Here is a 22,844-nt window from a genome sequence, read left to right on the forward strand (position 1 = left end):
AATAAGCTTATGGGCTATCAGCAAGCATGTAACTTTATTGAAACCTACTTTGCTATAATGGTAATATTTTCATTACCGATATTAACGCATAGTTAAGCCTTTTTGACCAGCGCTGCTAACTCTTTGATCTTAGGTGCTTTATCGTAGGCCTTGATCAGTTGGTGCTTGCGGTCATACACGGCTATGTAGGGTGTCATTTTTACGCCGTAATACTCTAACACCTTGTAGCTGCGTCCTTCGGTACCAACGGTGAAGTTAGGGAAGCCCGACAAACCAAAATCGCGGTAAAATCCCTTCACCAGTTTATAATCAACGGGCGTGATCATGACCACCTGTATCTTCGAGAAATCGCCTTTATGCTCCTTGACCTCGTACATCATTTGCTGGCAGTGGCCGCAATCAGGCGAAAAGTATACGATCATTACCGGCAAGCCTTTTTTGAGGTTGGCGGGGGTACGTACAGCGCTGTCAGGTGCGCTAACGATGCTGTAAACAGGCAGGTTCTTGATATTCTTGTTCTGTGCCTGGCTGCATCCTGCGGCAACGATCATGGCTAATACAAACAGTAACTTTTTCATAGTGGGTATCATTAGGCTTCCAGCAGTTCGAGTTGCCATGCTATATGTTCATTAGTTATAGGGTACAGTGCACCATGAGCTATGGTTTGGTAAACGGCCTCAAATAAGTTCAAATAATTTGCGGTGATGGATGGGATCTGTTCCACCGTCCTTTCATCATCCACGCCCATCAAGGTCAGCTTACCTTCACTGTTGGCGGGCTCTACGCCGTAACCGTCATCAGTAGGTTTGATGCTTTTGTCGAGCTGTGCTTCCTGTACATCTACCCTATCTTTTATATAACTGCCCAAGGTACCATGTACCACGAATGACGGGACCGGCTGGGCGATAAGCAGGCCCGAAGTAATGTGAACGGTCAGCTGGTGCGGGTAGCTTAGCATAAAGCTAAAATAGTCGACCACGGCCGAACCTTCGCGGTGCGATGCCGTGACCTTACTAAAGCTTAACGGCTTGCCGAACAAGCTAATAGCCTGATCCAGCAAGTGCGGACCAAGATCATACACGAGGCCGTTAGATGGCATATCGGCCGCCTCCTTGAAAGCTTTCGGACTGAGCACCGGCTTATAACGATCAAAGCGGAAGTTCACCTCCACCAGCTCGCCCAAACGCCCACTCTCGATCACCTCTTTTACCGACAGGAAATCGCTGTCCCAGCGGCGGTTCTGGTAAACCAGCACATGCAGGCCCTTGAGTTTGGCAAGATCCAACAGTTCCATGAACTGTGCCGAGGTTGCGGTCACCGGTTTTTCTACCAGTAAGTGCTTACCGGCCAGCAGCACCTGCTTAGCTTGTTCAAAGTGTAGCTCGTTGGGCGTGTTCACGATGATCAGTTGGATCTCTTCATCAGCAAGCATGTCCTCAACACTGTCATAGCTAATGATACCGGGATATATCTGTGCAGCGTTCTTTTTGCTGCGCTCCACAACGGCTTTAAGCCTGAAGCCCTCGTGTGCATGCACGAACGGTGCATGAAAAATACGGCCCGACATACCGAACGATAATATACCGGTTACAATAGGTGCTGACATAGTGCAAGTATAAAAATTAAAGAGAAGATCTATAAGAATATAAACGATGATATAGCAAAAAGAAAGACCAGACTCGTTACAGCTACAATAATTATCGCATTTAAAAGAGTGATTTTGATCTTGAACAAATGGGCACTCAAAATCAAAAGAATCGTTAGTAAAAATCCGAACATCAAAGTAAATGCTAAAGCCATTACGAACAAGCCAAATACCATCCCATTTTGGCCTTCGGCTCGACACAATAGCGGCATAAAGAATAAAAATGTTAGTATTAACCTTCGTTTTGACACCCGCCTAAATTTTTTTCATATTCTCGACGTTATAATCGATCTGACAAGTAAATTTAGAAGAATAAATATACTTTACGGCACTGCTTAAACAAGCCCACGCTTTAACGCAAAAAGGCATACCGTATGGTATGCCCTCTCGCTAATATGATAGGTATATTATTTCAAGCCTTTTTGAATGGCCTCGATCGCTTGTAAGTGACCTTTGATCACTGGCAAGGTTTCGGTAGCAAAAGCTTTCAGGTCGGCATCTTTAGCATCTTTTGAACCTTTTTCGAACAGGTCAGCTGCATCTTTGTGACCTTTTACCATAGCGTCAACATAAGCTTTGTCAAAATCGGCACCGCTTTTGGTTTGCAGGTCGGCCAGTTCTTTTTGCTCATCAGCACCAATGGTAGTTGGTAAAGTGATGTTCTTCTTTTTAGCCAGTTCCATCAGTTTTTCGTTGGCACCACCATGGTCTTTGACCATCATGTCGGCAAACTCTTTTACTTTGGCGTTGGTGCCTTTGGTTTGTGCTAATTTGCTGAATTCAACTTCGGTCATACCACCGTTGGCAGCTTTAACAGCCCACTCAGCATCGTCGTTCACAACAGCTATACCGCCGGTCTCGGCTGCATTAGTGGTAGTGTCTTTAGTGTAGTTGGCACTGTCAGCATTAGCAGCGCTATCATTTTTAGTGTTGCTTCCGCATGATTGAAATGCTAAGGCACCCATGGCCAAAAGCATCATTGAACATAATTTTTTCATAGTGTGTACGATGTTCTTTAAATTGTTAACCTCTCCATAACAAGTATCATGGCTTTGGGTTTTATCAAAAAAATATCCCGTAACATTTTCGCATCAGCTTTAGGCTAAACCTGAACGTTTTGTTATTTTTGAAGCACAAATCAACAAGCGATATGAATTTTCCGGCAGAGTTAAAATATACCAAGGACCACGAATGGATCAGGGTGGAAGGCAATGAGGCCTACATCGGTATCACCGAATTTGCACAGCGCGAACTGGGCGACATTGTTTACGTTGACATCAACACCGTTGGTAACGATGTGAATAAGGAGGAAGTATTTGGTACCGTTGAGGCCGTAAAGACCGTTTCGGACCTGTTCATGCCTGTGAATGGAAAGGTATTAGAGATCAACCCTATGCTGGATAGCCAGCCTGAACTGGTGAACAGCGACCCATACGGCGATGGCTGGATGGTAAAAGTTTCGCTGGCCGATGCTGCGGAAGTGGACGGACTCTTATCAGCCGATGATTATTCAGCTTTAGTAGGCGTTTAATTTTCGGATGCGTAACATCTTCAGATATCAAAAGCTCACCCTTAGGTGGGCTTTATTTGTTTTGGTAATGTGCAACATGAACATGGGTTCGGTAGCGCACTCGCCACGTTTTTTCCCAGGTTTTGATAAGCTGGTGCATTGTGGTTTCTTTTTTATGTTCACGGCGCTGTACAGCTATGGCATGATCTTACAGTGGGGTAACTTTACCATACTTACCGCCGTAAAAGCCTTTGTTGTGAGTGTAACGTTCGGCGCCATTATAGAGGTGCTGCAGCTTTACATCTTCACCTGGCGTTCGGGCGAATGGGGCGACCTTTTTGCCGATAGCGTAGGTGCGGGTATGGCAGCCTTTTGCGCACTGATCACCACAGCGGCATTGAACAGAAAAGATAGATAAGTGATGAGCAAGATCAGGTGTTGTGTGGCCATAGCTTTAATGATGGCCTTATCCTCATGCGGTATATTTAAAAAAGGCTGCGGCTGTCCGCATGTAAGTAAAACGCAATTAAAAGCAGCTTTTTCAGGCAACATCTGCTGATCACTCTGGCCAAATTTCCCATCTAACATAACCGCCGCCGCTATTTGGCAGGGTTTTGAAGATGACCCTGAAATGCTTTAAAACATCGTGGATGAGGCGAACCGCCTTATTTTTCAGAAATCTATTGTTATTTGGATTTGTTTTAAATAAGCGGTATGTTTGTTTCGATTTATGAAGAAGCTTTCGCAACTTGAAGTAGGTAAAAAAGGGGTCATCAAAGAGTTCACCGATCTGGAAATGTCGTTGAAACTCATGGAAATGGGCTGCCTGCCAGGCGAAGAGATCAAGCTTGAACGCATCGCTCCGCTGGGCGATCCTATTGCTGTAAATGTGTCGGGATATATGCTGAGCTTGCGTAAACAAGAAGCATCGACCATTATTTTACAGTAATTCCCAAATTGAAGGACGAGATCAAAGTTGCACTTGTAGGGAACCCTAACACCGGGAAATCGACCCTTTTCAACGTTCTTACCGGACTCAACCAAAAGATAGGTAACTTTCCGGGCGTAACGGTAGACCGTAAGACAGGTCATTGCAGCTTGCCCGACGGCCGACGCGCCGAGATCATCGACCTTCCAGGCACTTACAGCCTTTATCCTAAAAGCCGTGATGAAGCCATCGTATTTTCGGTACTGGCCGATCAAGTGAACGATCAGCGTCCCGACCTGATAGTGGTCATTCTCGACGCTTCCAATCTTAAACGTAATCTTTTACTATATACCCAGGTAGCCGACCTGAAGATCCCGGTCATCATTGCACTTAACATGATGGACCTGGCCAAAAAGGACGGCATCACCATCGATATCGATGCACTGTCTAAGAAGTTAGGGGTGATGATCGTCCCGATATCGGCCCGCCGCAACGAGGGTATCGATAAGCTTAAACAAAGTATCGTCAATGCCAACAAGTTTGCCCTGCAACAAGATAGTGTTGATACAAGGTCCATAGCCCCCGAACTGGTGGACGCCATTAGCGAGGAGCTGGCTATCGATAACCCGTACTTTGCCCTCCAACTTGCACATCAGCACGAGACCTTGAGCTACCTAACCCCAGCTCAAAGCGATCGCATAGAGGAACTGGAGAAGATACACGGCTTCCACTCGCAAAAGGCCCAGGCCAGCGAGACCATTGCCCGCTACAACTACATTAACGACCTACTGTACGATACCGTTAAAAAGGCAGAAAGCGCCGAGGAGGAGACCGCCAGCAACCGTATAGACCGTATACTGACGCACCGCGTTTTCGGCTTCCTGATCTTTTTCAGTATCTTGTTGTTCATGTTCCAGGCCATATTTGCCTGGTCGAGCTACCCGATGGACCTGATCGAGAAACTTTTTGTTTGGATGCAGGGCGGCGTGCATGACCTTTTACCTCCCGGACCATTGACCGACCTGCTGGCCGACGGCGTTATTGCCGGATTGAGTGGCGTATTAGTATTTATCCCACAGATCGCCATCCTGTTCGCATTCATCGCTATTTTAGAAGATACCGGCTACATGGCCCGCGTTACGTTCATGATGGATAAGATCATGCGTAAGGTTGGGTTGAACGGTAAATCGGTAGTGCCGCTTATCGGTGGTTTTGCCTGCGCCGTACCCTCGATCATGAGTACCCGCACCATCGAGAACTGGAAGGACCGTATGATCACCATTATGGTCACTCCACTGATCAGCTGCTCGGCACGTTTGCCGGTGTACACGCTGCTGATCGCCCTGGTGGTGCCCAACCGCAATGTTTGGTGGATCTTTAACCTGCCGGGTCTGGCGCTAACTTTCATGTATGTGCTCAGTATGGTGTCGGCCATTGTGGTGGCCTGGGTAATGAAGCACATTTTAAAGGCGCGCGAGCGTGGCTACTTCATTATGGAACTGCCCGTTTACCGTATGCCCCGCTGGAGCAATGTGGCCCTTACCATGTACGATCGCTCGAAGACCTTTGTGATCGAGGCGGGTAAGGTGATCATCGCCGTGTCTATCATTTTATGGGTGCTGGCCTCTTACGGCCCGGGCGACAACTTTGCGCAAATAGAAAAGAAGTACAGCGAGTCCAAATACGGACAGACCATGAAGCCCAGCGAGATAGAACACGCCAAGGCCTCTGAAAAACTGGAAAGCTCATATGCTGGCTACCTCGGCCATTTCATTGAGCCGGTGATCAAGCCACTGGGTTACGATTGGAAGATCGGCATTGCGATCATCACCTCCTTTGCCGCACGCGAAGTGTTTGTAGGCACCATGGCCACTATTTATAGTGTGGATGGTGATACGGAAGAGATACAGCCGGTTAAAGCCAAACTGGCCAACGCCCGCAACGCCGAGACCGGTCAGTTGACCTTCACGCTTGCTTCCTCCTTCTCGCTCATGATGTTCTATGCCTTTGCCATGCAGTGCGCCAGCACCGTGGCCGTAGTATACCGCGAGACCAAAGACTGGCGCTGGCCCGCCGTACAGTTCCTGTACATGACGGTGCTGGCTTACGGCATCAGTTTTCTCACCTATCAGTTGTTGAAATAGCGATCGGCTTTTACTTATATTTGAGTAGGAGTAAGATGTGGATAAAGTAAAGGTACTGGAGCGTTACCTGCCTCAGGGCGCTGCACCGCTGATCGGTAAGTGGATCGATCATTTTCAATGTGAGTTCAAAATATCGCGAAGCCGTAACAGCAAGTTCGGCGATTATCGCCCGCCCTTCGGTGGCAAAGGGCATCGTATTTCAGTGAATCACAACCTGAATCCATACGCCTTCCTGGTGACCACTGTGCACGAGTTCGCTCACCTGCACACTTGGAACCAACATAAGCACCTGATCAAACCTCACGGCGCCGAATGGAAGGCAAATTTCAAGCGCATGATGCAGCCTTTCTTTGAGAAACAGGTCTTTCCGGCCGATGTGACCTTCGCGATAAATAGCTACCTCAACAACCCGGGTGCCTCCAGTTGTTCTGACCTCAATTTGTACCGTACCCTGCGCAAGTACGACCCGAACAACGCATCAGCCACCACAGTAGAGAAAATACCATTAAAGGCTGTATTTAAGATCAAAGATGGAAGGGTGTTCCGTAAAGAAGAGCAACTGCGCAAACGCTTCCGCTGCATCGAGGTGGCCACCAAACGCATCTACCTGTTCAGCCCCGTAGCCGAGGTGGAATTGGTGGAAGTAGCTTGACGACGCTTATATATCCAACCCTGAAGCCGTGAATAACACATCCAGTTTACTTTCGTCGAATTGAGGTTTCAGGGCATATTTTAATTGCACTAAGCCGGTTTCGTAGCTTTGTGTTTCGGTAAGCAGGAGTTCCACTTTGTCTTTGATATCGTTGAATAACGGCTTACCGCCGCCCAGTATCAACGGATGTACAGAAAGGGTCAAGTTAGAGACCAAGCCTTTGTTCACAAAGGTCGTGGTGAGGCCCGAACCTCCGAACAACCAGATGTCCTGACCTTCTTCTTCCAATATCTGCTTCACCTTAGTATCGAACTCGGCCGAGCGAACGACCTCTATAGCCGGGCTATCTACGGATCCCACAGTATCAGAAAAAAGGTATATCTTTTGAATGGCCGGGAAGTATTCTGCTTCATGACCGGCGATCAGTTCCCAACTTTTGCGGCCAATGAACATCGTATCCACGTGGCCGAAAAGCTCGGTCATGCCGTAGTCCTGATCGGTAAAGCACCAGTCGTATTCGCCGTTAGGGCCCTCGATAAAGCCATCCAGCGATACGGCCACATTCAGTATTACTTTTCTCATTGGTCTTTAGCTTTTTGTTCGTCAGCCCAGCGCTGCGCAAAGGAGCGTTCGGCCACATTTGGCATCTCGCGGTATTTGCCCCATGCATTTTTAAACAGGGTGCGTAGTGCCAGGTTCTTGATCTTACCGCCAAAAAAGTCGGTGAGCTTGCGGCTTTCCATAGCTTTTTTCCAGATCTGCCAACCCCATTTCTCGGGTTTGGTCACGATGTTCTCTTTCACAGCATCACGGCGGTTCAGCAGCAACATCTTATGTATATCGATCTTTACCGGACAAACCTCGGTGCAGCGCCCGCATAAACTGGATGCATAGCTCAAGTGCTTGAACTCTTCCATTCCCTTCATGTGCGGGGTGATCACCGAACCAATAGGGCCGCTGTAAGTAGTGTTGTACGTATAGCCGCCCACGTTCTGATAGATCGGGCAGGCGTTCAGGCAAGCACCACAGCGAATGCAATACAGACCCTGTCGCTGATCTTTTTGGGCCAGCAGGTCGGTACGGCCATTGTCAAGCAGTATCACATACATCTCCTCCGGTCCATCGGTCTCGCCGGGTTGTCGCGGACCGGTGAGGATAGAATTGTATACCGTCAGGTTCTGCCCTGTTCCATGGGTGGACAGTAACGGCCAGAACAGGTCAAGGTCGGCTATGCTTGGTATCATTTTCTCAATGCCCACCACCGCGATGTGTATCTTAGGGAATGTGGTACTCAAGCGGGTGTTACCTTCATTTTCGCTCAAAGCGATGCTGCCCGTGTCGGCAATGAGGAAATTAGCACCAGTGATGCCTACATCGGCTTGCAGATATTTATCACGCAGGAGTTCCCGCGCTTTCAAGGTCAGTTGTTCGGGAGTGGCATCTATTGGGGTACCGAACTTTTCGTTGAACAGTTTGGCTATATCCTCTTTAGAGAGGTGCATGGCCGGGGTAACGATATGGTAAGGCTTTTGGCCCAACAACTGTACGATGTACTCGCCCAGGTCGGTCTCTAACGATTCAATATTATTTTGCTCCAGGAACTCGTTAAGGTGTATCTCCTCGGTGGCCATGGTCTTGGATTTGACCACACGTTTGGCCCCTGCCGTTTCCAGGATCTGCAGGATCTCTTGCTGGGCTTCTTCCACATCATTGGCCCAGATCACCTTGCCACCTCTGCGCTGAAAATTAGCCTCAAATTCGGGCAAGTACTTATCAAGGTTCTCAATGGTGCGCCACTTAATGGTATGTGCCTTGTTACGGGCTGTGGCCAGGTTCACTAAACGTGCGGTACCACGTGCGACCGACGTATGGTAGCGCCCCATATTGAAATTGATGATGCGGCGATGATCACGATCGAACACCTTCTCCTCTGCATCGGTCAAAAATTTCTCGGCCGTATTTCCCATGTATGCGAAAGTAATATATTTTCCTATGGGTTCATAACATTGACCGGCACAACGGAATGGCGGAAGTAGCGTGGAACAACTCATGTGGTTCATCACTAACGAAAAAGCACCGTTGAAGTTTCCCTCAACGGTGCTTTTATATGATCATCTGTCAGTGATAATTATCGTGTGGCCGGCATGTCGTTCTTCACGTCCACCACGGGGCGCTCGTTACGGTTAGCCAGTTCCCAACCGGTATAGAATACCAATTGAGCACGTTTTACCATCAACGGGAAATCGATCTTATCTACCTCATCGCTCACACGGTGATAATCCTCATGCACACCATCAAAGTAGAACACGATAGGCACATCATGCTTAGCAAAGTTGTAGTGATCTGAGCGGTAATAGATACGCTCAGGATCGTTAGGATCATTGTATTTGTAGTCGATCGCTAACTTGGTATAAGTGTTATTGGCACTCTCGCTGATCCTATGCAATGTGGTGCTCAACTTATCAGAACCGATCAGGTAGCAGTAGTCTGGCGAATCTTTGTGCGCAGGGTCACGACGACCGATCATATCGATGTTCAGGTCGGCAACGGTATTGGCCATCGGGAACACCGGGTGCTCAGAATACCATTCTGAGCCCAATAGGCCTTTCTCTTCACCAACGTTACCTAGGAAAAGGATGGTACGACGCGGGCCTTTACCGTCTTTTTTGGCTTTCATGAACGCGCGGGCGATCTCTAATATTCCTACGGTACCTGAGCCGTCATCGTCAGCGCCGTTGTTGATACGGTCGCCTGGGGTACCTTCGGGCATCATACCAATGTGGTCATAATGTGCCGAGAACACCAACACTTCATTCTTCAATTTGGCATCCGAACCTGGTATCATGGCCACGATATCTACCGCTTTGGCATCTTTAGCCACGGTCTCGTAGTCAGCTGCTATATCGGCCTTCACCGTTTGCGTAGCTGTGCCTTGCGCAGCTGCAGCTTTCAGATCAGTATAAGTTTTTCCCGATGCTTTCAGTACCTGATCTGCAGTAGCAGTATTGATGGTGAGGGTGAGGGCGCGGTTCATTACCTGGCGTGGGTTAGCTTGCTTGAGGGTCATACGCTCGCTTACCTTGCCTCCCATACCCGGACGCACGTTGGCCACCATTAGGATCAGTGCCGGATTTTTAGCACGTAAAGTCGGCGAAGCGCCGAAGCCTACTCTCGTGCCCGGAGCTGGTGCAGGAGTACCCGGTTTAGGCTCGCCAATGATCATCACGATCTTGCCAGCCACGTCAACGTTAGCAATCTCAGCCTCGCTACCATAACCTACGAACACCACTTCATTAGTTTTCAACGCTGCGGTACCTGACCCGCCTAATGAACTGTAATCCTTACCATAAGTAAGGGTAGCACCATTCACCGTAAGCCCTTTAAAGGTAAAAATGGTATTGGTTAACGGCACATCTAAAAAGTATGAGCCATTGTTGGCGGGTAAAAGTCCTAATTTTTTGTATTCGCCGGCCAAGTAGTTGGCGGCCTTGTCAGCGCCTGGTTTACCGGTCTCGCGGCCTTCCATGTCGTCGGCTGCAACTATGGTCAGCTGCTTTTTGGCATCCTCTACGGTGATCACCTGCGCATATTTAATGGCAGTTGGGTTCTTTTGAGCAAAAGCCCCAAATGCGGCCACCAAAGCGGTACCGCACAAAAACGTTCTCTTCATATTAGTTTAGTGTAAATAGCAGCAAGCAAATTAATCAATGCTCACTTAACGGACGGCAACAAATGTGTGACCTTGTCAGGCACTTAGCAAGATATCTTACCCACGCGTGTAGCATGACGGCCACCTTCGAACTCGGTGGTCATGAAAGTCTCCACGATCTTTTTGGCATCATCTAACGAGATGAAGCGTTCGGGTATGCAAACAATGTTCGCGTTATTATGCTTGCGCGCCAATGACGCCAGCTCAGGCTGCCAGCATATAGCCGCACGGATACCCTGGTGCTTATTGGCGGTGATGGCCACGCCGTTGGCGCTACCGCAGATCAGTATACCCAGGTCAAATTCGCCACTCTCTACAGCTGATGCTACCGGGTGTGCAAAATCAGGGTAATCGGTAGACTCTGGTGAGTAAGTGCCAAAATCCTTTACCGTTGCGTTGGGCAACCACTCCAAAAGAGCCTGTTTGTAGTTAAACCCCGCATGATCGGCGCCAAGCGCTATTTTAAGTTCTTTATTCATATTGATAGTAGCCAAGCGGATGCTCCTCTTAGCCTTGTTGTTTCATTAATGCGTTGTGCTTTTTCAGCTTCTTCTTTTCTACACGGCCTGCTACCACGATACCCACTTCGTATAAAATGAAAAGTGGGACACTAACGATGCTCATGGTCAGCATATCGGGCGTTGGTGTGATCACCGCTGCAATGACCAGGATACCCACAATGGCATACCGGCGGCCCGAGCGCATGAACTTGGGTGTTAACAAGCCGATGGTAGATAGGATGTATACGATCATGGGCAATTGGAACACTACCCCTGTAGCCAACGTAAGCGTAGCTACTGATGATAGATACGAATCGACCGTGAAGGTATTCTTGATCTGGTCACTCACGCTCAGGTTGGCCAAAAAGCTGATCGACTCGGGCGCTACCACATAATAGCCGAACAGGATACCGGTAATGAACAGCAATGAGGCATACAGTACAAAACCTGAAGCTGCCTTGCGCTCATTCTCATGCAGGGCAGGCTTTATGAAGCGCCATAATTCCCAAAGCAGATATGGAAAGCCCAAAGTGACGCCAATGATCAGCGCAGAGTTCAGCTCGAGCGTGAACTGGCCGGCCATCTCGGTATTGATGATCTCGCCGGGTATCTTATCTATACAAAAGCCAGGGCGGCCTAAATAATCGCCCAGCTTGCAAAGCATACGGTAGGTCCAAAAGTCAGGACGTTTAGGGCCCATAATGATCTTGTCGAACACAAAATCATAATAAACGAAAGCCAATACAGTGAACGCCAGGATGGCTATACACGACCGGATCAAATGCCACCTGAGTACCTCTATGTGGTCAAAGAACGACATTTCTACTTCGAGGTCTTTGGCCTTATCCTTTATAGCTTTTACAATTTTATTGTCCTGATCGTTACTCATATGTTGCAAACAAAAATACCATTCTGTATTACATACGAATGGTATCAATGTTGAATTTTATTTCATGAAATAATTATTCGGCTATCTCAAAGCTTTCCATGAATTTGGTGGTAAAATTACCTGCTCTGAAATTAGGATCTTGCATCAACTGCAAGTGGAATGGTATAGTGGTCTTGATACCCTCGATCACGAATTCGCTTAACGCGCGCGACATGGTATTCAAGGCCTCCTCGCGAGTTTGAGCCACGCAGATCAGCTTAGCGATCATCGAGTCATAGTTAGGTGGGATCACATAACCACTGTACACGTGCGTATCTACACGTACACCATGGCCACCCGGTGAGTGGAAGTTAGTGATCTTACCCGGCGACGGACGGAAGTTATTGAAAGGGTCCTCGGCGTTTATACGACACTCGATGGCGTGCATGGTAGGCTCGTAGTTCTTGCCTGATATCGGTGTACCGGCAGCAACTTTGATCTGTTCTTTGATCAGATCCACGTTGATCACCTCTTCGGTCACGGGATGCTCCACCTGTATACGGGTGTTCATTTCCATGAAGTAGAAGTTGTGATGCTTGTCTACCAGGAACTCGATAGTACCGGCACCTTCGTATTTAACAGCTTTAGCACCTTTAATGGCCGCTTCACCCATTTTTTTACGAAGCTTTTCGGTCATGAACGGTGAAGGTGATTCTTCCACCAGTTTCTGGTGACGGCGTTGAATAGAGCAATCGCGCTCGCTCAGGTGGCAAACTTTGCCATACTGATCGCCCACTACCTGTATCTCGATGTGTCGTGGATCCTCAACATATTTTTCGAGGTAGATACCATCGTTACCGAACGCAGCGCCGGCCTCAGCACGAGCCGAATCCCAGGCGGGTTCAAATTCCATGTCGTTCCAAACGATACGCATACCGCGGCCACCACCACCGGCAGTAGCTTTCAATATGATCGGGTAACCGATCTTAGCAGCAATCTGTATACCTTCTTTAACATCGTGCAGTAAGCCTTCAGACCCAGGGATGGTAGGAACGCCGGCTTTTTTCATGGTCGCTTTGGCAGCGGCCTTGTCGCCCATATCATTGATCTGATCAGCAGTGGCACCAATGAATTTGATACCGTACTCAGCGCAAATGGCCGAGAATTTAGCGTTCTCTGACAAAAAGCCGTAACCCGGATGTATAGCATCAGCGTTGGTCAGTTCAGCAGCAGATATGATGTTGGGGATATTCAAATAGGAGTCGCGGCTTGCTGGCGGACCGATACATACGGCCTCATCAGCAAAGCGAACGTGTAAGCTATCGCGGTCGGCGGTAGAGTATACTGCTACCGTTTTGATGCCCATCTCCTTACAAGTACGGATAATGCGCAAGGCTATTTCGCCGCGATTAGCGATCAAGATCTTTTTAAACATGTCTTTTTAGATGTGCTGATATGCAGATGTGCAGATGTGTAGATGAAAAAGATCATTCGCACATCTGCACATTCGCACATTTACATATTTACATAGGTTCAACTAAAAACAAAGGCTGATCGTACTCAACCGGAGAGGCGTTATCGACCAGTACTTTAACGATACGGCCTGAAACCTCTGATTCGATCTCATTGAACAGTTTCATGGCTTCGATGATGCAAAGCACGCTACCGGCTTTGATCTCGTCGCCCACGTTCACGAATGATGGTTTTTCAGGTGTTGATGAACGGTAGAAGGTACCGATCATTGGCGATTTGATGGTCACATATTTTGACACATCAGCAGCGGCAGGCGCTTCGGCCGGAGCCGGGGTATGCACGGTAGTAACCGGTGCAGGAGCAGCAGCGGTAGCCACTGTCAAGCCTGTTGGTACAGTTGCGTTAACTATGGTCGGTGCCTGGTTGGTCTTTATAGTGATCTTGAATTCGTTCTGCTCGATAGAGACCTCATTCACTCCAGATTTAGACACAAAGCGTATTAGATCCTGTATTTGTTTAATATCCATATCGTAGGTACAATTGGTTTTATATTTGGATAAATAAAAACCTAAGTTATAACAAATTAAATAATAATCTTTCCAAATTTAGTAAGCCCATTTCAAATACATAGAGCCCCATGTAAAGCCTCCGCCAAAAGCGGCCAGTACGATGTTATCTCCTTTTTTGAATTTGCTTTCCCACTCCCACAGGCAAAGTGGTATGGTACCGTTGGTGGTGTTGCCGTAGCGCTCAATGTTCACTACTACCTTTTCATCGCTGATGCCCATGCGGTTGGCAGTAGCATCAATGATGCGCTTGTTAGCCTGGTGAGGTACCAGCCAGGCGATATCATCGGCCTGAAGTTCGTTGCGTTGCATGATCTCGGCAGCTACCTCAGCCATGTTGGTCACCGCGAATTTGAACACGGTCTTACCTTCCTGGTAGGCAAAGTGGTCGCGGCGGTCGATACTTTCGTGCGAGGCCGGTATGAGCGAGCCGCCACCTTTCATGTTAAGGAACTCACGGCCTGAGCCATCGCTTTTCAGTACCGAATCAACGATGCCGTAGCCTTCGGTATTCGGTTCAAGCAAGGCGCAACCGCAGCCGTCACCAAAAATGATGCAGGTGGCACGGTCGGTATAATCAATGATAGATGACATTTTATCGCCACCTACTACCAATACTTTTTGATGCTTACCACTTTCGATGAATGATGCGCCGGTGGCTAACCCGAACACGAAGCCCGAGCATGCCGCTTGCAGATCATAACCCCAGGCATTTTTGGCGCCTATCTTATCGGCCAAAATGTTGGCCGTTGCCGGGAATGGCATATCAGGGGTGGTGGTACAAAAAATGATCAGGTCTATCTCTTCGGCGCTGATACCGCGCTTTTTGAGCAGGCCCTCAACAGCCGGTACGGCCATATCTGAGGTGGCCTTACCTTCGCCTTTTAAAATGCGGCGCTCTTTTATACCGGTACGTGTGGTGATCCACTCGTCATTGGTATCAACCAGTTCCTCAAGTTCGTGGTTGGTGAGCACATATTCGGGTGCATAGCCATTTACGGCAGTGATCGCAGCCTGTATCTTATGCATTTAAAAATGATAATAGTTTAAACAAAAGCTTGTTTGATCTTTTCAACAAGCCCGCTCTCGGCCATATTGGTCGATAACAATACCATGTTCTTAATAGCCTCAGGGGTCGAGATACCGTGACCAACCACTACCGGTGCGTTAACACCTAATATAGGGCTGCCACCATATTGCTCGTAATTGAAGCGATCAAAGAACTCGTCGTTCAATCTTTTTTTGCGGGCGATCACATAATATGATTCAGCCAGTTTGATGATCACGTTGCCGGTAAAGCCATCGCAAACATAAATGTCAGCAGCGTCACCGAACAGGTCCCGACCTTCAACATTGCCCACAAAATTGAACTGGTTAGTACCTTTCATCAGTGGGTAAGTAGCCTGGCACAGCATGTTGCCTTTTTCTTCCTCTTCGCCAATGTTTATGAGCCCCACCTTTGGATCGGTAAGGTTATAAACATGCTGACCCAGCAGGCTGCCCAGTACCCCGAACTGCAAAAGCACATCGGGTTTACAATCGGCATTGGCACCTACATCCAATAAAATACCCAAACCGCCTGACAGTTTGGGTACAATGGTGGTCATAGCCGGACGGATCACGCCAGGAATGGTCTTGACACTGAACATGGCTCCTACCAGCATAGCGCCGGTATTACCTGCCGATGAAAAGGCCTGGATCTCTCCCTCCTTTAATAACTTAAAGCCCAGCGCTATGCTGGAACCCGGCTTTTGCGAAATGGCCTTAGTTGGATGCTCGCCCATGCCGATCACTTCGGTCGTATGCACGTACTCGAATACATCGGGGTCATGGCCTGCCTCGGCAAGTATGCTCAAGGCTGCATCTTTGTCGCCTACCAGTACCAGCTTACTGCCGGCCGGCAAGGCTTTATAAGCTTCAACAGCTCCTAAAACAGCCGCTTTAGGAGCATAGTCACCGCCCATAATATCTAAGCCGATCTTCATTTGCAGAAAATGCGGGCTTAGGCTGTGGCAGCTTTTTCGATCAGTAATTTACCGTTGTAGTAAAGGTTACCATCAACAGTGTAAGCACGGTGCGGTAAGTGTACAGCGCCAGTGGTAGCACAGGTAGTTAATGAAGGAGCTTCAGCTTTATAGTGCGTTCTGCGTTTTGCAGTTCTCGATTTGGAGAACTTACGTTTTGGATTTGGCATAACTTCTTAAATATTATATCATTTTAACTTTTTGAGGGCATCCCAGCGTGGGTCGCCACTCTTTTCATTCTCATCACCGCCTGATAGTTCATTCAAACGATCAAGCATATCTTTATCACAATCGCGGCCGTTACCTTCATTACTGCAAACCGCAATAAATGGTACCGCCACATTAATGTATTCATATATCAAACCCGCAACATCGATCTCAGTATCGTTCTTGTGCAGGGTAATTATCTCATCATCCTCGTCAATATCCTCCTCAGCGAACTTGTATACCTGCTGTTCCTTCGCATCTACCGGCTGTTGATACTCCGACAAACAACGATCACAGGTTAACTCCACGGCACCTTTGATGTGGAAGTTCAAGATGATCATGGTCTCCTGTTTATCCAGTTCCACACGCACCTCTAACTTGCCATTCTTGACCAGCGAATATTCGAATTCCTTAAAGAAATCCGCATCTATCACATAGTCGAACTCGTGCTTACCCAGCTTAAGTCCGGTAAAAGGTATCGAATATGTTCTTAATGACCTCAATGAGCGATAATTAGCCCGCAAATGTAGATAAATTAAATGGAATAGGAAAACGTTTTTTCAAATTGGATGTCGCCTTATCCATCATCGAGCCACTATATCTTCAGCCTGATGTTCACCTTCTCTAAAAGTCCAGCCAGCCAGATCATGGCCAACGAGAACACCAGGCATTTGATCAACCCTCCCATCCCCTCGCTCAACACGGCCGGATATCCTGCATCGGCCATCTCATACATGGGGTAAAATATAAAGGGAATGATGTAGCAGGTAAAGGTATTGGTACCCGCCGGCCTGATCGCGTTGAACCAGTGATATTTTTGCTTGATGTCCACAACGTACAGGAAGAACATATATACCACTAAGCTAATGGCCGTACAAATGAACACCCAAGATGGCGTGTCATGAGCTTTAGATATACCGCCACTTACGTAGCGTACAATGAAGCCCATGTTGCCCAGTATGATAGCCAGTAAAATGATACCCGGCCACAGCAGCTTAAGCTCGCCACTTTTCATGAGCCGCATATACATGGCCGAAGTAACGATACCTGCCATGGTGAACGCCTGCATGGCGCCATTTCCGGCCAGCCAAATGTGGCTGTTGTACTTCATGATGAAGGTAAGCCAGCCAAAATGAAAATCAAGATTGATGAGCAGGAAAAATATCCAGGCGGCGGCTTGTATCCACAGTACGCCTTTTGAAAAGTAGTAGATGAGTGCACAGAACATGTACGACCAACCGATGAGCCCCAATATGCCCCACCAGCTAAAGTGCAGCCAGGTAGCATGGGCCGGGTCATTACTGCGGTACATGACCGACATGCCCACCAGCAGCACAACGCCAAGCCCCTGCAGGGCATACCGTTTGAGCATAGTGACATGCCTGTAATCAAGAAATAACAAAAAGAAACTGATGGTTAGCAGGCTTTGCCAAACGGGCTTGGGCAACAAAGTATAAACCTCATCATAAGTTTCCATATTGGCATGGAAGAAACCGATCAGGATCAGTGCCAGCGACCGGGTAATGATGCGCCATGGCACCTTACCGCCGCTGTTCACCCTATTTTGGAAAGCAAAAGGGATCGACAGACCTACAATGAAAAGAAAGGCTGGGAAAATCACGTCGGCCAGGCCAAGGCCGTCAACATCGTCGCCGGCATGCATGAGCCATTTTGGAACATTGGGCATCCCTTCCAGATCATTCACAAAGATCATGAGGAACATAGTTACCGCGCGGAACGCGTCGATAGACCGTACCCGGGTATATAAGTTATCCATTATCGAGTAAAAGTGCTGATCTTAGAACTATCACTAATTGGGTAACGCTCTTAACAAGGAAACATTGCCAACAGTTTGTAACAGTATGGTATCAATCGCGGTCGCGGCTGTGTTTGCTAAAGGCCAACGGGTTCTCATTCAGCACGGCCGTTTCGCGGCGGCGCTTCACGATATGAATAGCCTCGAACAAGGCTTCTCTGAACGAAACCTCTGATGCCTGGTTCTTACCGGCAATGTCATAGGCGGTACCATGATCGGGCGAGGTACGCACAAAACTCAGCCCTGCCGTATAATTAACGCCCGATTCGAACGATATCTGTTTGAACGGAATAAGCCCCTGATCATGGTACATGGCCAGCACAGCATCAAATTTCATGTAGCTGCCGTTGGCAAAAAATCCATCGGCCGGGTACGGACCAAAAGCCAATATGCCGTTGGCTCTCGCCTCTTCAATGGCCGGTATGATCACGTCCTTTTCTTCGTTACCGATCAGTCCATTATCACCCGCATGCGGGTTTAGGCCCAGCACCGCGATCTTGGGTTTACGTATCCAAAAGTCCTGTTTCAGGCTCTTGTTCATGAGCTTTAATTTACCCAGGATCTTTTCAGTAGTGATGCTTTGCGCGATCTGGTTCACCGGTATATGGCCGGTCACCACGCCTACGCGCAGCGTATCGCTTACCAGGAACATGAGCACCTCGGCAGCGTTGTCACGCTCTTGCAGGTATTCGGTGTGCCCTGGGAACTTGAACTCTTCGTTCTGTATGTTGTCTTTATTGATGGGAGCGGTCACCAGCGCATCAATGTTGCCGGCCAGAAGATCATCAGTGGCCTTTTGCAGTGATAGTAATGCGTATTTGCCGCCGGCCTCGGTCACCTGACCTAACTCGATCTTCACTTCATCTTCCCAGCAGTTGATCAGGTTGGCTTTTTTATGATGAGCCTGTGCAGCGCTTTCGATCACGTTAAAATTAAGATCATGCACCTGCACCGTACGGCGGTGGAACGAAGCCACCTTGGTGTGTCCGTAAACGATGGGGATACAGTGATCGAATATGCGGCTATCAGCCAATGTTTTGATGATCACCTCTAACCCAATGCCGTTAACATCACCTATGCTGATACCTATCTTTAACTTTTCGCTCATGATTCTAAATTTCGCTGACCAGCTGTTGACCGGCCAGTTAGCCGTGCGGCTAAAACGCCGCATCTTTGCAAATTAATGTAATTTCGGCAACAAGTTTCGCCTTTACGTTACAAATATCACGTAATTTGTAAAAATTTGAGCATATATAATGTCGTTAGTTCGTGCAAAGAAACACTTAGGGCAGCATTTTTTGACCGATAAAAACATCGCCACCAAGATCGTTGATGCCCTCCGGCCTGAAGGTAGTTACACACAAGTATTGGAGGTAGGCCCGGGTATGGGTATCCTGTCCGACATCCTGCTGCAACGCACCGAATACGATACACACCTGCTCGATATCGACACCGAATCATACCTTTTCCTGCAAAAGAAGTATCCGCAACTGCGTCAGCGCCTGATCAATGCCGATTTTCTGGAGGTCGACCTGAGCGCTATATTTGATGGACCGTTTGCCATCATCGGTAACTTCCCTTACAATATATCCTCACAGATACTGTTCAAGGTGCTTGACAACCGCCAGCAGGTGCCCGAGGTGGTAGGCATGTTTCAAAAAGAAGTAGCCGAGCGCTGCAACGCAAAGGCTGGCAGTAAGGAATATGGCATCCTCAGCGTTTTTTTACAGGCTTATTATAAGGTCGAGTACTTGTTCACGGTGAAGGCTGGGGTGTTCAATCCGCCGCCTAAGGTGTTATCGGCCGTGATCCGCCTCACTCGCAACGACACCAAGGAACTCGATTGCGACGAGAAACTATTTTGGCAGGTGGTGAAAGCGGGCTTTAACCAGCGCCGCAAGACCTTGCGTAATGCCTTATCGAGCCTGATCAACAAAGAGGCCATGGCCAATGAACCTGCGTTGGACCTGCGTGCCGAGCGCCTCACCGTGGCAGACTTTGTAGCCCTGACCAATCAAATAAGCGCCAACCGCTAATATGAATAAAGACCTGCTTATCGTGGACGACCTCCACCCTATATTTATTGAACACACTCAGACCCTGGGCTACACCTGCGACTACAGACCGACCATCAAACCCGATGAGGCTTTGGCCGTTATTGGTAACTATACAGGGTTGGTGATCCGTTCCAAGTTCCAGGTAACGCGTGAGTTCATAGATGCGGCCACTCAACTCAAATTCATTGCACGTGCGGGCGCCGGGATGGATAATATCGATGAAGAGTATGCTAAACAGAAAGGCATTGCATTGGTCAATGCACCTGAAGGCAATATGGACGCTGTAGGCGAGCATGCTGTAGGAATGCTATTGTCTTTAATGAATAATCTGAACCGTGGCGATGCCCAGATCCGCAACGGAGAATGGCTCCGCGAAGCCAACCGGGGTTATGAGCTGAAGGGCTGTACCGTAGGCATAGTGGGATACGGCCATATGGGCCAAAGCTTTGCCCGCAAGCTAAAAGGCTTTGGGGTAGATGTGATCGCCTACGATAAATACAAGACAGGCTTCAGCGATGGCTTTGCCCGCGAGGTAAGTATGGAAGAGATCGTTAAACATAGCGAGGTACTAAGCCTCCATGTGCCGCTCACCAAAGAGACCAAGGCGCTGGTGAATGACGAGTATCTGTTCCATTTTCGCAAGCCTATATTTTTGATCAATACCTCACGCGGGCAGGTGGTGAATACCCAGGCGGTACTCAACGGCATCAAGGCAGGCAAGATATTGGGGGCAGGCCTCGATGTGCTGGAGACCGAGAAGTTCCCGGTCCTGGCCGAGCAGCCCTGGTTCGATGAATTGAAGCAGAGCGACAAGGTGTTACTGAGCCCGCACGTGGCCGGCTGGACCTTCGACTCGTACCGCAAGATCAGTGAGATAATGGCACTCAAAATAAAAAATTTGGATATTCAAACTTAAAAATCCTATCTTCGTTGTAATACCAAACAAGACTATGCTGGCGTTAAGCCTACATAGTCTTGTTTGTTTTTTATAGCAGCCGTACGTCCTTTCTACAAAATGGGAAGGGCGGTTTTTTTTGGTCGCTATTTCGTTTACATATCTATTTAAAATATTGTGTTATGGCAGATGTTGCTTACTATACCAAAGAAGGTCTGGAAAAACTAAAAGAAGAATTACAACAGTTAAAAACTACTGGCAGAGCCAATATAGCCAAGGCCATAGCCGAGGCGCGTGATAAAGGTGATCTTTCGGAGAACGCGGAATATGATGCCGCCAAGGAAGCTCAAGGCCTGCATGAGACCAAGATCGCCAAGCTGGAAGAGACACTGGCCAACGCACGTTTACTGGATGAGTCGAAACTTGATACCTCAAAGGTGCTGGCTTTATCGATCGTGAAGATAAAGAATAAAAAGAACGGTGCCACCATGAGCTACCAACTGGTATCAGAGACCGAAGCCGACCTTAAGGCTGGCAAGATATCCGTAGCATCGCCAATAGCCAAAGGCCTGTTAGGCAAAAAGGTAGGCGATACCACCGAGATACAAGTGCCCGCCGGCAAAGTGGAATTCGAGATATTGGAGATCAGTAGATAAGTGATTAGTGAGCGGTCGATCGGTGAGTGGTTGATACCTCTCATACGACCGATCAACTACTTAACCATTCTAACTATTTAACTAACCACAACTACCCATGAGCGTTTTTTCAAAGATCATATCAGGAGAGATTCCTGCCTATAAAGTCGCTGAAAGCGTTGACTTTTTAGCATTTTTGGATATCGGTCCGCTTGCCGAAGGCCACGTGCTGGTGATCCCTAAAAAAGAGGTGGATTACTTATTTGATCTGGAGGATGAGTTATACACAGGCTTGCAGTTGTTCGCCAAGATCGTGGCCACTGCGTTGAAGGCTGCCATTCCCTGTAAAAAGGTGGGCGTAGCGGTGATCGGTTTAGAGGTACCTCATGCACACATTCACCTCATACCCATGAACCGTGTGGACGACATGAACTTTGCCCGCCCTAAACTCAGCTTCACGCCAGAAGAATTAGAAGCTACGGCCGAGAAGATCAAAGCGGCCTTAAGAGAAGAATAATTTTTTTTTCTACAGCAGCCGTCATTTTAGATGATAAGCATACAGATCAGGTATCTGTTCGATCATTTAAAATGACGGCTCTTTTTTAAGCGGATCACTCCTTCTTTTTGATCTGTAAGGGGTTGGCTACCCGCTTGCTGTTATCCTTCACAAAAGCCTCCCAGCCAGAATAGCTGATCTTGCTTCCCCTGCCCGTGGTGATCTTTTGGAAGCTATGACAAACGGCCACGGCCAATCCGTCGGTAGCATCCAAGAACTCAGGAGTTTCTTTAAAATTTAACAAACGTTGCAGCATGGCAGCTACCTGCTCTTTGGTGGCATTACCGTTGCCCGTGATCGCTTGCTTGATCTTACGCGGCGAGTACTCGTTGACCGGGATATTGCGTGATAAGGCGGCAGCTATGGCCGTACCCTGAGCCCTCCCCAGTTTGAGCATCACCTGGATATTCTTGCCATAAAAAGGTGCCTCGATAGCCAAAGCATCGGGGTGATAATTATCGATCAGCGCTATCGTCTTTTCAAAGATGCGTTGCAGTTTGAGCATGTGCTCCTCGGTGGTGCCGGGTATCTTCACACTACCCAAGGCGATCAACTCCATTTTGGAGCCTGTCTCTTTCACCAGCCCGTATCCCATTACGGCGGTGCCCGGGTCGATGCCTAAAATAATGCGTTCTTTTTGCGGTTGCGCTATCACACAG

Annotated in this window: 26 protein-coding genes; 9 read left to right on the plus strand and 17 right to left on the minus strand. The window is 48.2% G+C overall.

Annotated elements, in window-relative coordinates; all coding sequences use genetic code 11:
- Positions 1–92: 92 nt before the first annotated feature.
- The 3 genes from LLH06_RS18695 to LLH06_RS18705 all read right to left on the minus strand — a co-directional run bounded on the left by LLH06_RS18695 (position 93) and on the right by LLH06_RS18705 (position 2,643).
- Positions 93–578: a TlpA family protein disulfide reductase gene (locus LLH06_RS18695; RefSeq protein ID WP_228170812.1), complete on the minus strand. Its 486-nt coding sequence runs from the start codon at positions 576–578 to the stop codon at positions 93–95.
- Between the two features lie 11 nt (positions 579–589).
- Positions 590–1,606, minus strand: a complete 1,017-nt coding sequence (locus tag LLH06_RS18700; RefSeq protein WP_228170813.1) for a Gfo/Idh/MocA family oxidoreductase — start codon at positions 1,604–1,606, stop codon at positions 590–592.
- 446 nt (positions 1,607–2,052) lie between these two features.
- Positions 2,053–2,643, minus strand: a complete 591-nt coding sequence (locus LLH06_RS18705; RefSeq protein WP_228170814.1) for a DUF4142 domain-containing protein — start codon at positions 2,641–2,643, stop codon at positions 2,053–2,055.
- A gap of 152 nt (positions 2,644–2,795) precedes the next feature.
- Here LLH06_RS18705 and gcvH point away from each other — a divergent pair, with 152 nt between their 5' ends.
- The 5 genes from gcvH (at position 2,796) to LLH06_RS18730 (ending at position 6,879) form a co-directional block, all read left to right on the plus strand.
- Positions 2,796–3,176 carry a glycine cleavage system protein GcvH gene (gcvH, locus tag LLH06_RS18710; protein WP_228170815.1) on the plus strand — a complete coding sequence of 127 codons (381 nt, stop codon included), beginning with the start codon at positions 2,796–2,798 and terminating at the stop codon, positions 3,174–3,176.
- 67 nt (positions 3,177–3,243) lie between these two features.
- Positions 3,244–3,573, plus strand: coding sequence for a VanZ family protein (locus LLH06_RS18715; RefSeq protein WP_228170816.1), 330 nt, complete (start codon positions 3,244–3,246; stop codon positions 3,571–3,573).
- 312 nt (positions 3,574–3,885) lie between these two features.
- Positions 3,886–4,104 (plus strand): FeoA family protein, encoded by a 219-nt coding sequence (locus LLH06_RS18720; RefSeq protein WP_228170817.1) that lies wholly within the window; start codon positions 3,886–3,888, stop codon positions 4,102–4,104.
- An 8-nt stretch (positions 4,105–4,112) separates the two neighbouring features.
- Complete coding sequence (feoB, locus tag LLH06_RS18725; RefSeq protein ID WP_228170818.1) at positions 4,113–6,227, plus strand: ferrous iron transport protein B; 2,115 nt, start codon at positions 4,113–4,115, stop codon at positions 6,225–6,227.
- A 37-nt stretch (positions 6,228–6,264) separates the two neighbouring features.
- Positions 6,265–6,879 (plus strand): SprT-like domain-containing protein, encoded by a 615-nt coding sequence (locus LLH06_RS18730; protein WP_228170819.1) that lies wholly within the window; start codon positions 6,265–6,267, stop codon positions 6,877–6,879.
- A gap of 6 nt (positions 6,880–6,885) precedes the next feature.
- Here LLH06_RS18730 and LLH06_RS18735 read toward each other — a convergent pair whose 3' ends face one another.
- From LLH06_RS18735 to pdxA, 13 genes are all read right to left on the minus strand, one after another.
- Positions 6,886–7,461, minus strand: a complete 576-nt coding sequence (locus LLH06_RS18735) for a dihydrofolate reductase family protein (RefSeq protein ID WP_228170820.1) — start codon at positions 7,459–7,461, stop codon at positions 6,886–6,888.
- Positions 7,458–8,846, minus strand: coding sequence for a LutB/LldF family L-lactate oxidation iron-sulfur protein (locus LLH06_RS18740; RefSeq protein ID WP_228170821.1), 1,389 nt, complete (start codon positions 8,844–8,846; stop codon positions 7,458–7,460). The genes LLH06_RS18735 and LLH06_RS18740 overlap by 4 nt, the downstream gene beginning before the upstream one ends.
- Positions 8,847–9,007: 161 nt before the next feature.
- Positions 9,008–10,549, minus strand: coding sequence for a M28 family peptidase (locus LLH06_RS18745; protein ID WP_228170822.1), 1,542 nt, complete (start codon positions 10,547–10,549; stop codon positions 9,008–9,010).
- Between the two features lie 83 nt (positions 10,550–10,632).
- Positions 10,633–11,067 carry a ribose 5-phosphate isomerase B gene (gene rpiB, locus LLH06_RS18750; RefSeq protein ID WP_228170823.1) on the minus strand — a complete coding sequence of 145 codons (435 nt, stop codon included), beginning with the start codon at positions 11,065–11,067 and terminating at the stop codon, positions 10,633–10,635.
- 28 nt (positions 11,068–11,095) lie between these two features.
- Positions 11,096–11,977, minus strand: coding sequence for a twin-arginine translocase subunit TatC (gene tatC / locus LLH06_RS18755; RefSeq protein ID WP_228170824.1), 882 nt, complete (start codon positions 11,975–11,977; stop codon positions 11,096–11,098).
- Between the two features lie 73 nt (positions 11,978–12,050).
- Positions 12,051–13,391 (minus strand): acetyl-CoA carboxylase biotin carboxylase subunit, encoded by a 1,341-nt coding sequence (gene accC, locus LLH06_RS18760; RefSeq protein WP_228170825.1) that lies wholly within the window; start codon positions 13,389–13,391, stop codon positions 12,051–12,053.
- An 88-nt stretch (positions 13,392–13,479) separates the two neighbouring features.
- Positions 13,480–13,956: an acetyl-CoA carboxylase biotin carboxyl carrier protein gene (accB, locus tag LLH06_RS18765; RefSeq protein ID WP_228170826.1), complete on the minus strand. Its 477-nt coding sequence runs from the start codon at positions 13,954–13,956 to the stop codon at positions 13,480–13,482.
- Between the two features lie 78 nt (positions 13,957–14,034).
- Complete coding sequence (locus LLH06_RS18770) at positions 14,035–15,024, minus strand: beta-ketoacyl-ACP synthase III (protein ID WP_228170827.1); 990 nt, start codon at positions 15,022–15,024, stop codon at positions 14,035–14,037.
- 17 nt (positions 15,025–15,041) lie between these two features.
- A complete protein-coding gene (plsX, locus tag LLH06_RS18775; RefSeq protein WP_228170828.1) occupies positions 15,042–15,980 on the minus strand; it encodes a phosphate acyltransferase PlsX in 939 nt (312 codons plus the stop codon).
- Between the two features lie 17 nt (positions 15,981–15,997).
- Positions 15,998–16,189, minus strand: a complete 192-nt coding sequence (gene rpmF / locus LLH06_RS18780; RefSeq protein WP_228170829.1) for a 50S ribosomal protein L32 — start codon at positions 16,187–16,189, stop codon at positions 15,998–16,000.
- An 18-nt stretch (positions 16,190–16,207) separates the two neighbouring features.
- Positions 16,208–16,750, minus strand: a complete 543-nt coding sequence (locus LLH06_RS18785; RefSeq protein WP_228170830.1) for a YceD family protein — start codon at positions 16,748–16,750, stop codon at positions 16,208–16,210.
- A gap of 71 nt (positions 16,751–16,821) precedes the next feature.
- Entirely contained in the window at positions 16,822–18,003 is a 1,182-nt protein-coding gene (locus tag LLH06_RS18790) for a DUF5009 domain-containing protein (protein ID WP_228170831.1), read from the minus strand.
- Between the two features lie 91 nt (positions 18,004–18,094).
- Complete coding sequence (gene pdxA / locus LLH06_RS18795; RefSeq protein ID WP_228170832.1) at positions 18,095–19,150, minus strand: 4-hydroxythreonine-4-phosphate dehydrogenase PdxA; 1,056 nt, start codon at positions 19,148–19,150, stop codon at positions 18,095–18,097.
- A gap of 148 nt (positions 19,151–19,298) precedes the next feature.
- Here pdxA and rsmA point away from each other — a divergent pair, with 148 nt between their 5' ends.
- The 4 genes from rsmA to LLH06_RS18815 all read left to right on the plus strand — a co-directional run bounded on the left by rsmA (position 19,299) and on the right by LLH06_RS18815 (position 22,146).
- Positions 19,299–20,078 (plus strand): 16S rRNA (adenine(1518)-N(6)/adenine(1519)-N(6))-dimethyltransferase RsmA, encoded by a 780-nt coding sequence (gene rsmA / locus LLH06_RS18800; protein ID WP_228170833.1) that lies wholly within the window; start codon positions 19,299–19,301, stop codon positions 20,076–20,078.
- Between the two features lies 1 nt (position 20,079).
- Complete coding sequence (locus LLH06_RS18805) at positions 20,080–21,015, plus strand: 2-hydroxyacid dehydrogenase (RefSeq protein WP_228170834.1); 936 nt, start codon at positions 20,080–20,082, stop codon at positions 21,013–21,015.
- A 161-nt stretch (positions 21,016–21,176) separates the two neighbouring features.
- A complete protein-coding gene (greA, locus tag LLH06_RS18810; protein ID WP_228170835.1) occupies positions 21,177–21,650 on the plus strand; it encodes a transcription elongation factor GreA in 474 nt (157 codons plus the stop codon).
- 97 nt (positions 21,651–21,747) lie between these two features.
- Positions 21,748–22,146 carry an HIT family protein gene (locus LLH06_RS18815; protein ID WP_228170836.1) on the plus strand — a complete coding sequence of 133 codons (399 nt, stop codon included), beginning with the start codon at positions 21,748–21,750 and terminating at the stop codon, positions 22,144–22,146.
- A 94-nt stretch (positions 22,147–22,240) separates the two neighbouring features.
- Here LLH06_RS18815 and ruvC read toward each other — a convergent pair whose 3' ends face one another.
- Positions 22,241–22,840, minus strand: a complete 600-nt coding sequence (gene ruvC, locus LLH06_RS18820) for a crossover junction endodeoxyribonuclease RuvC (RefSeq protein ID WP_394800298.1) — start codon at positions 22,838–22,840, stop codon at positions 22,241–22,243.
- Positions 22,841–22,844: the final 4 nt, after the last annotated feature.

The organism is Mucilaginibacter daejeonensis, from assembly GCF_020783335.1.
GTDB classification, from domain to species: Bacteria; Bacteroidota; Bacteroidia; order Sphingobacteriales; family Sphingobacteriaceae; genus Mucilaginibacter; species Mucilaginibacter daejeonensis.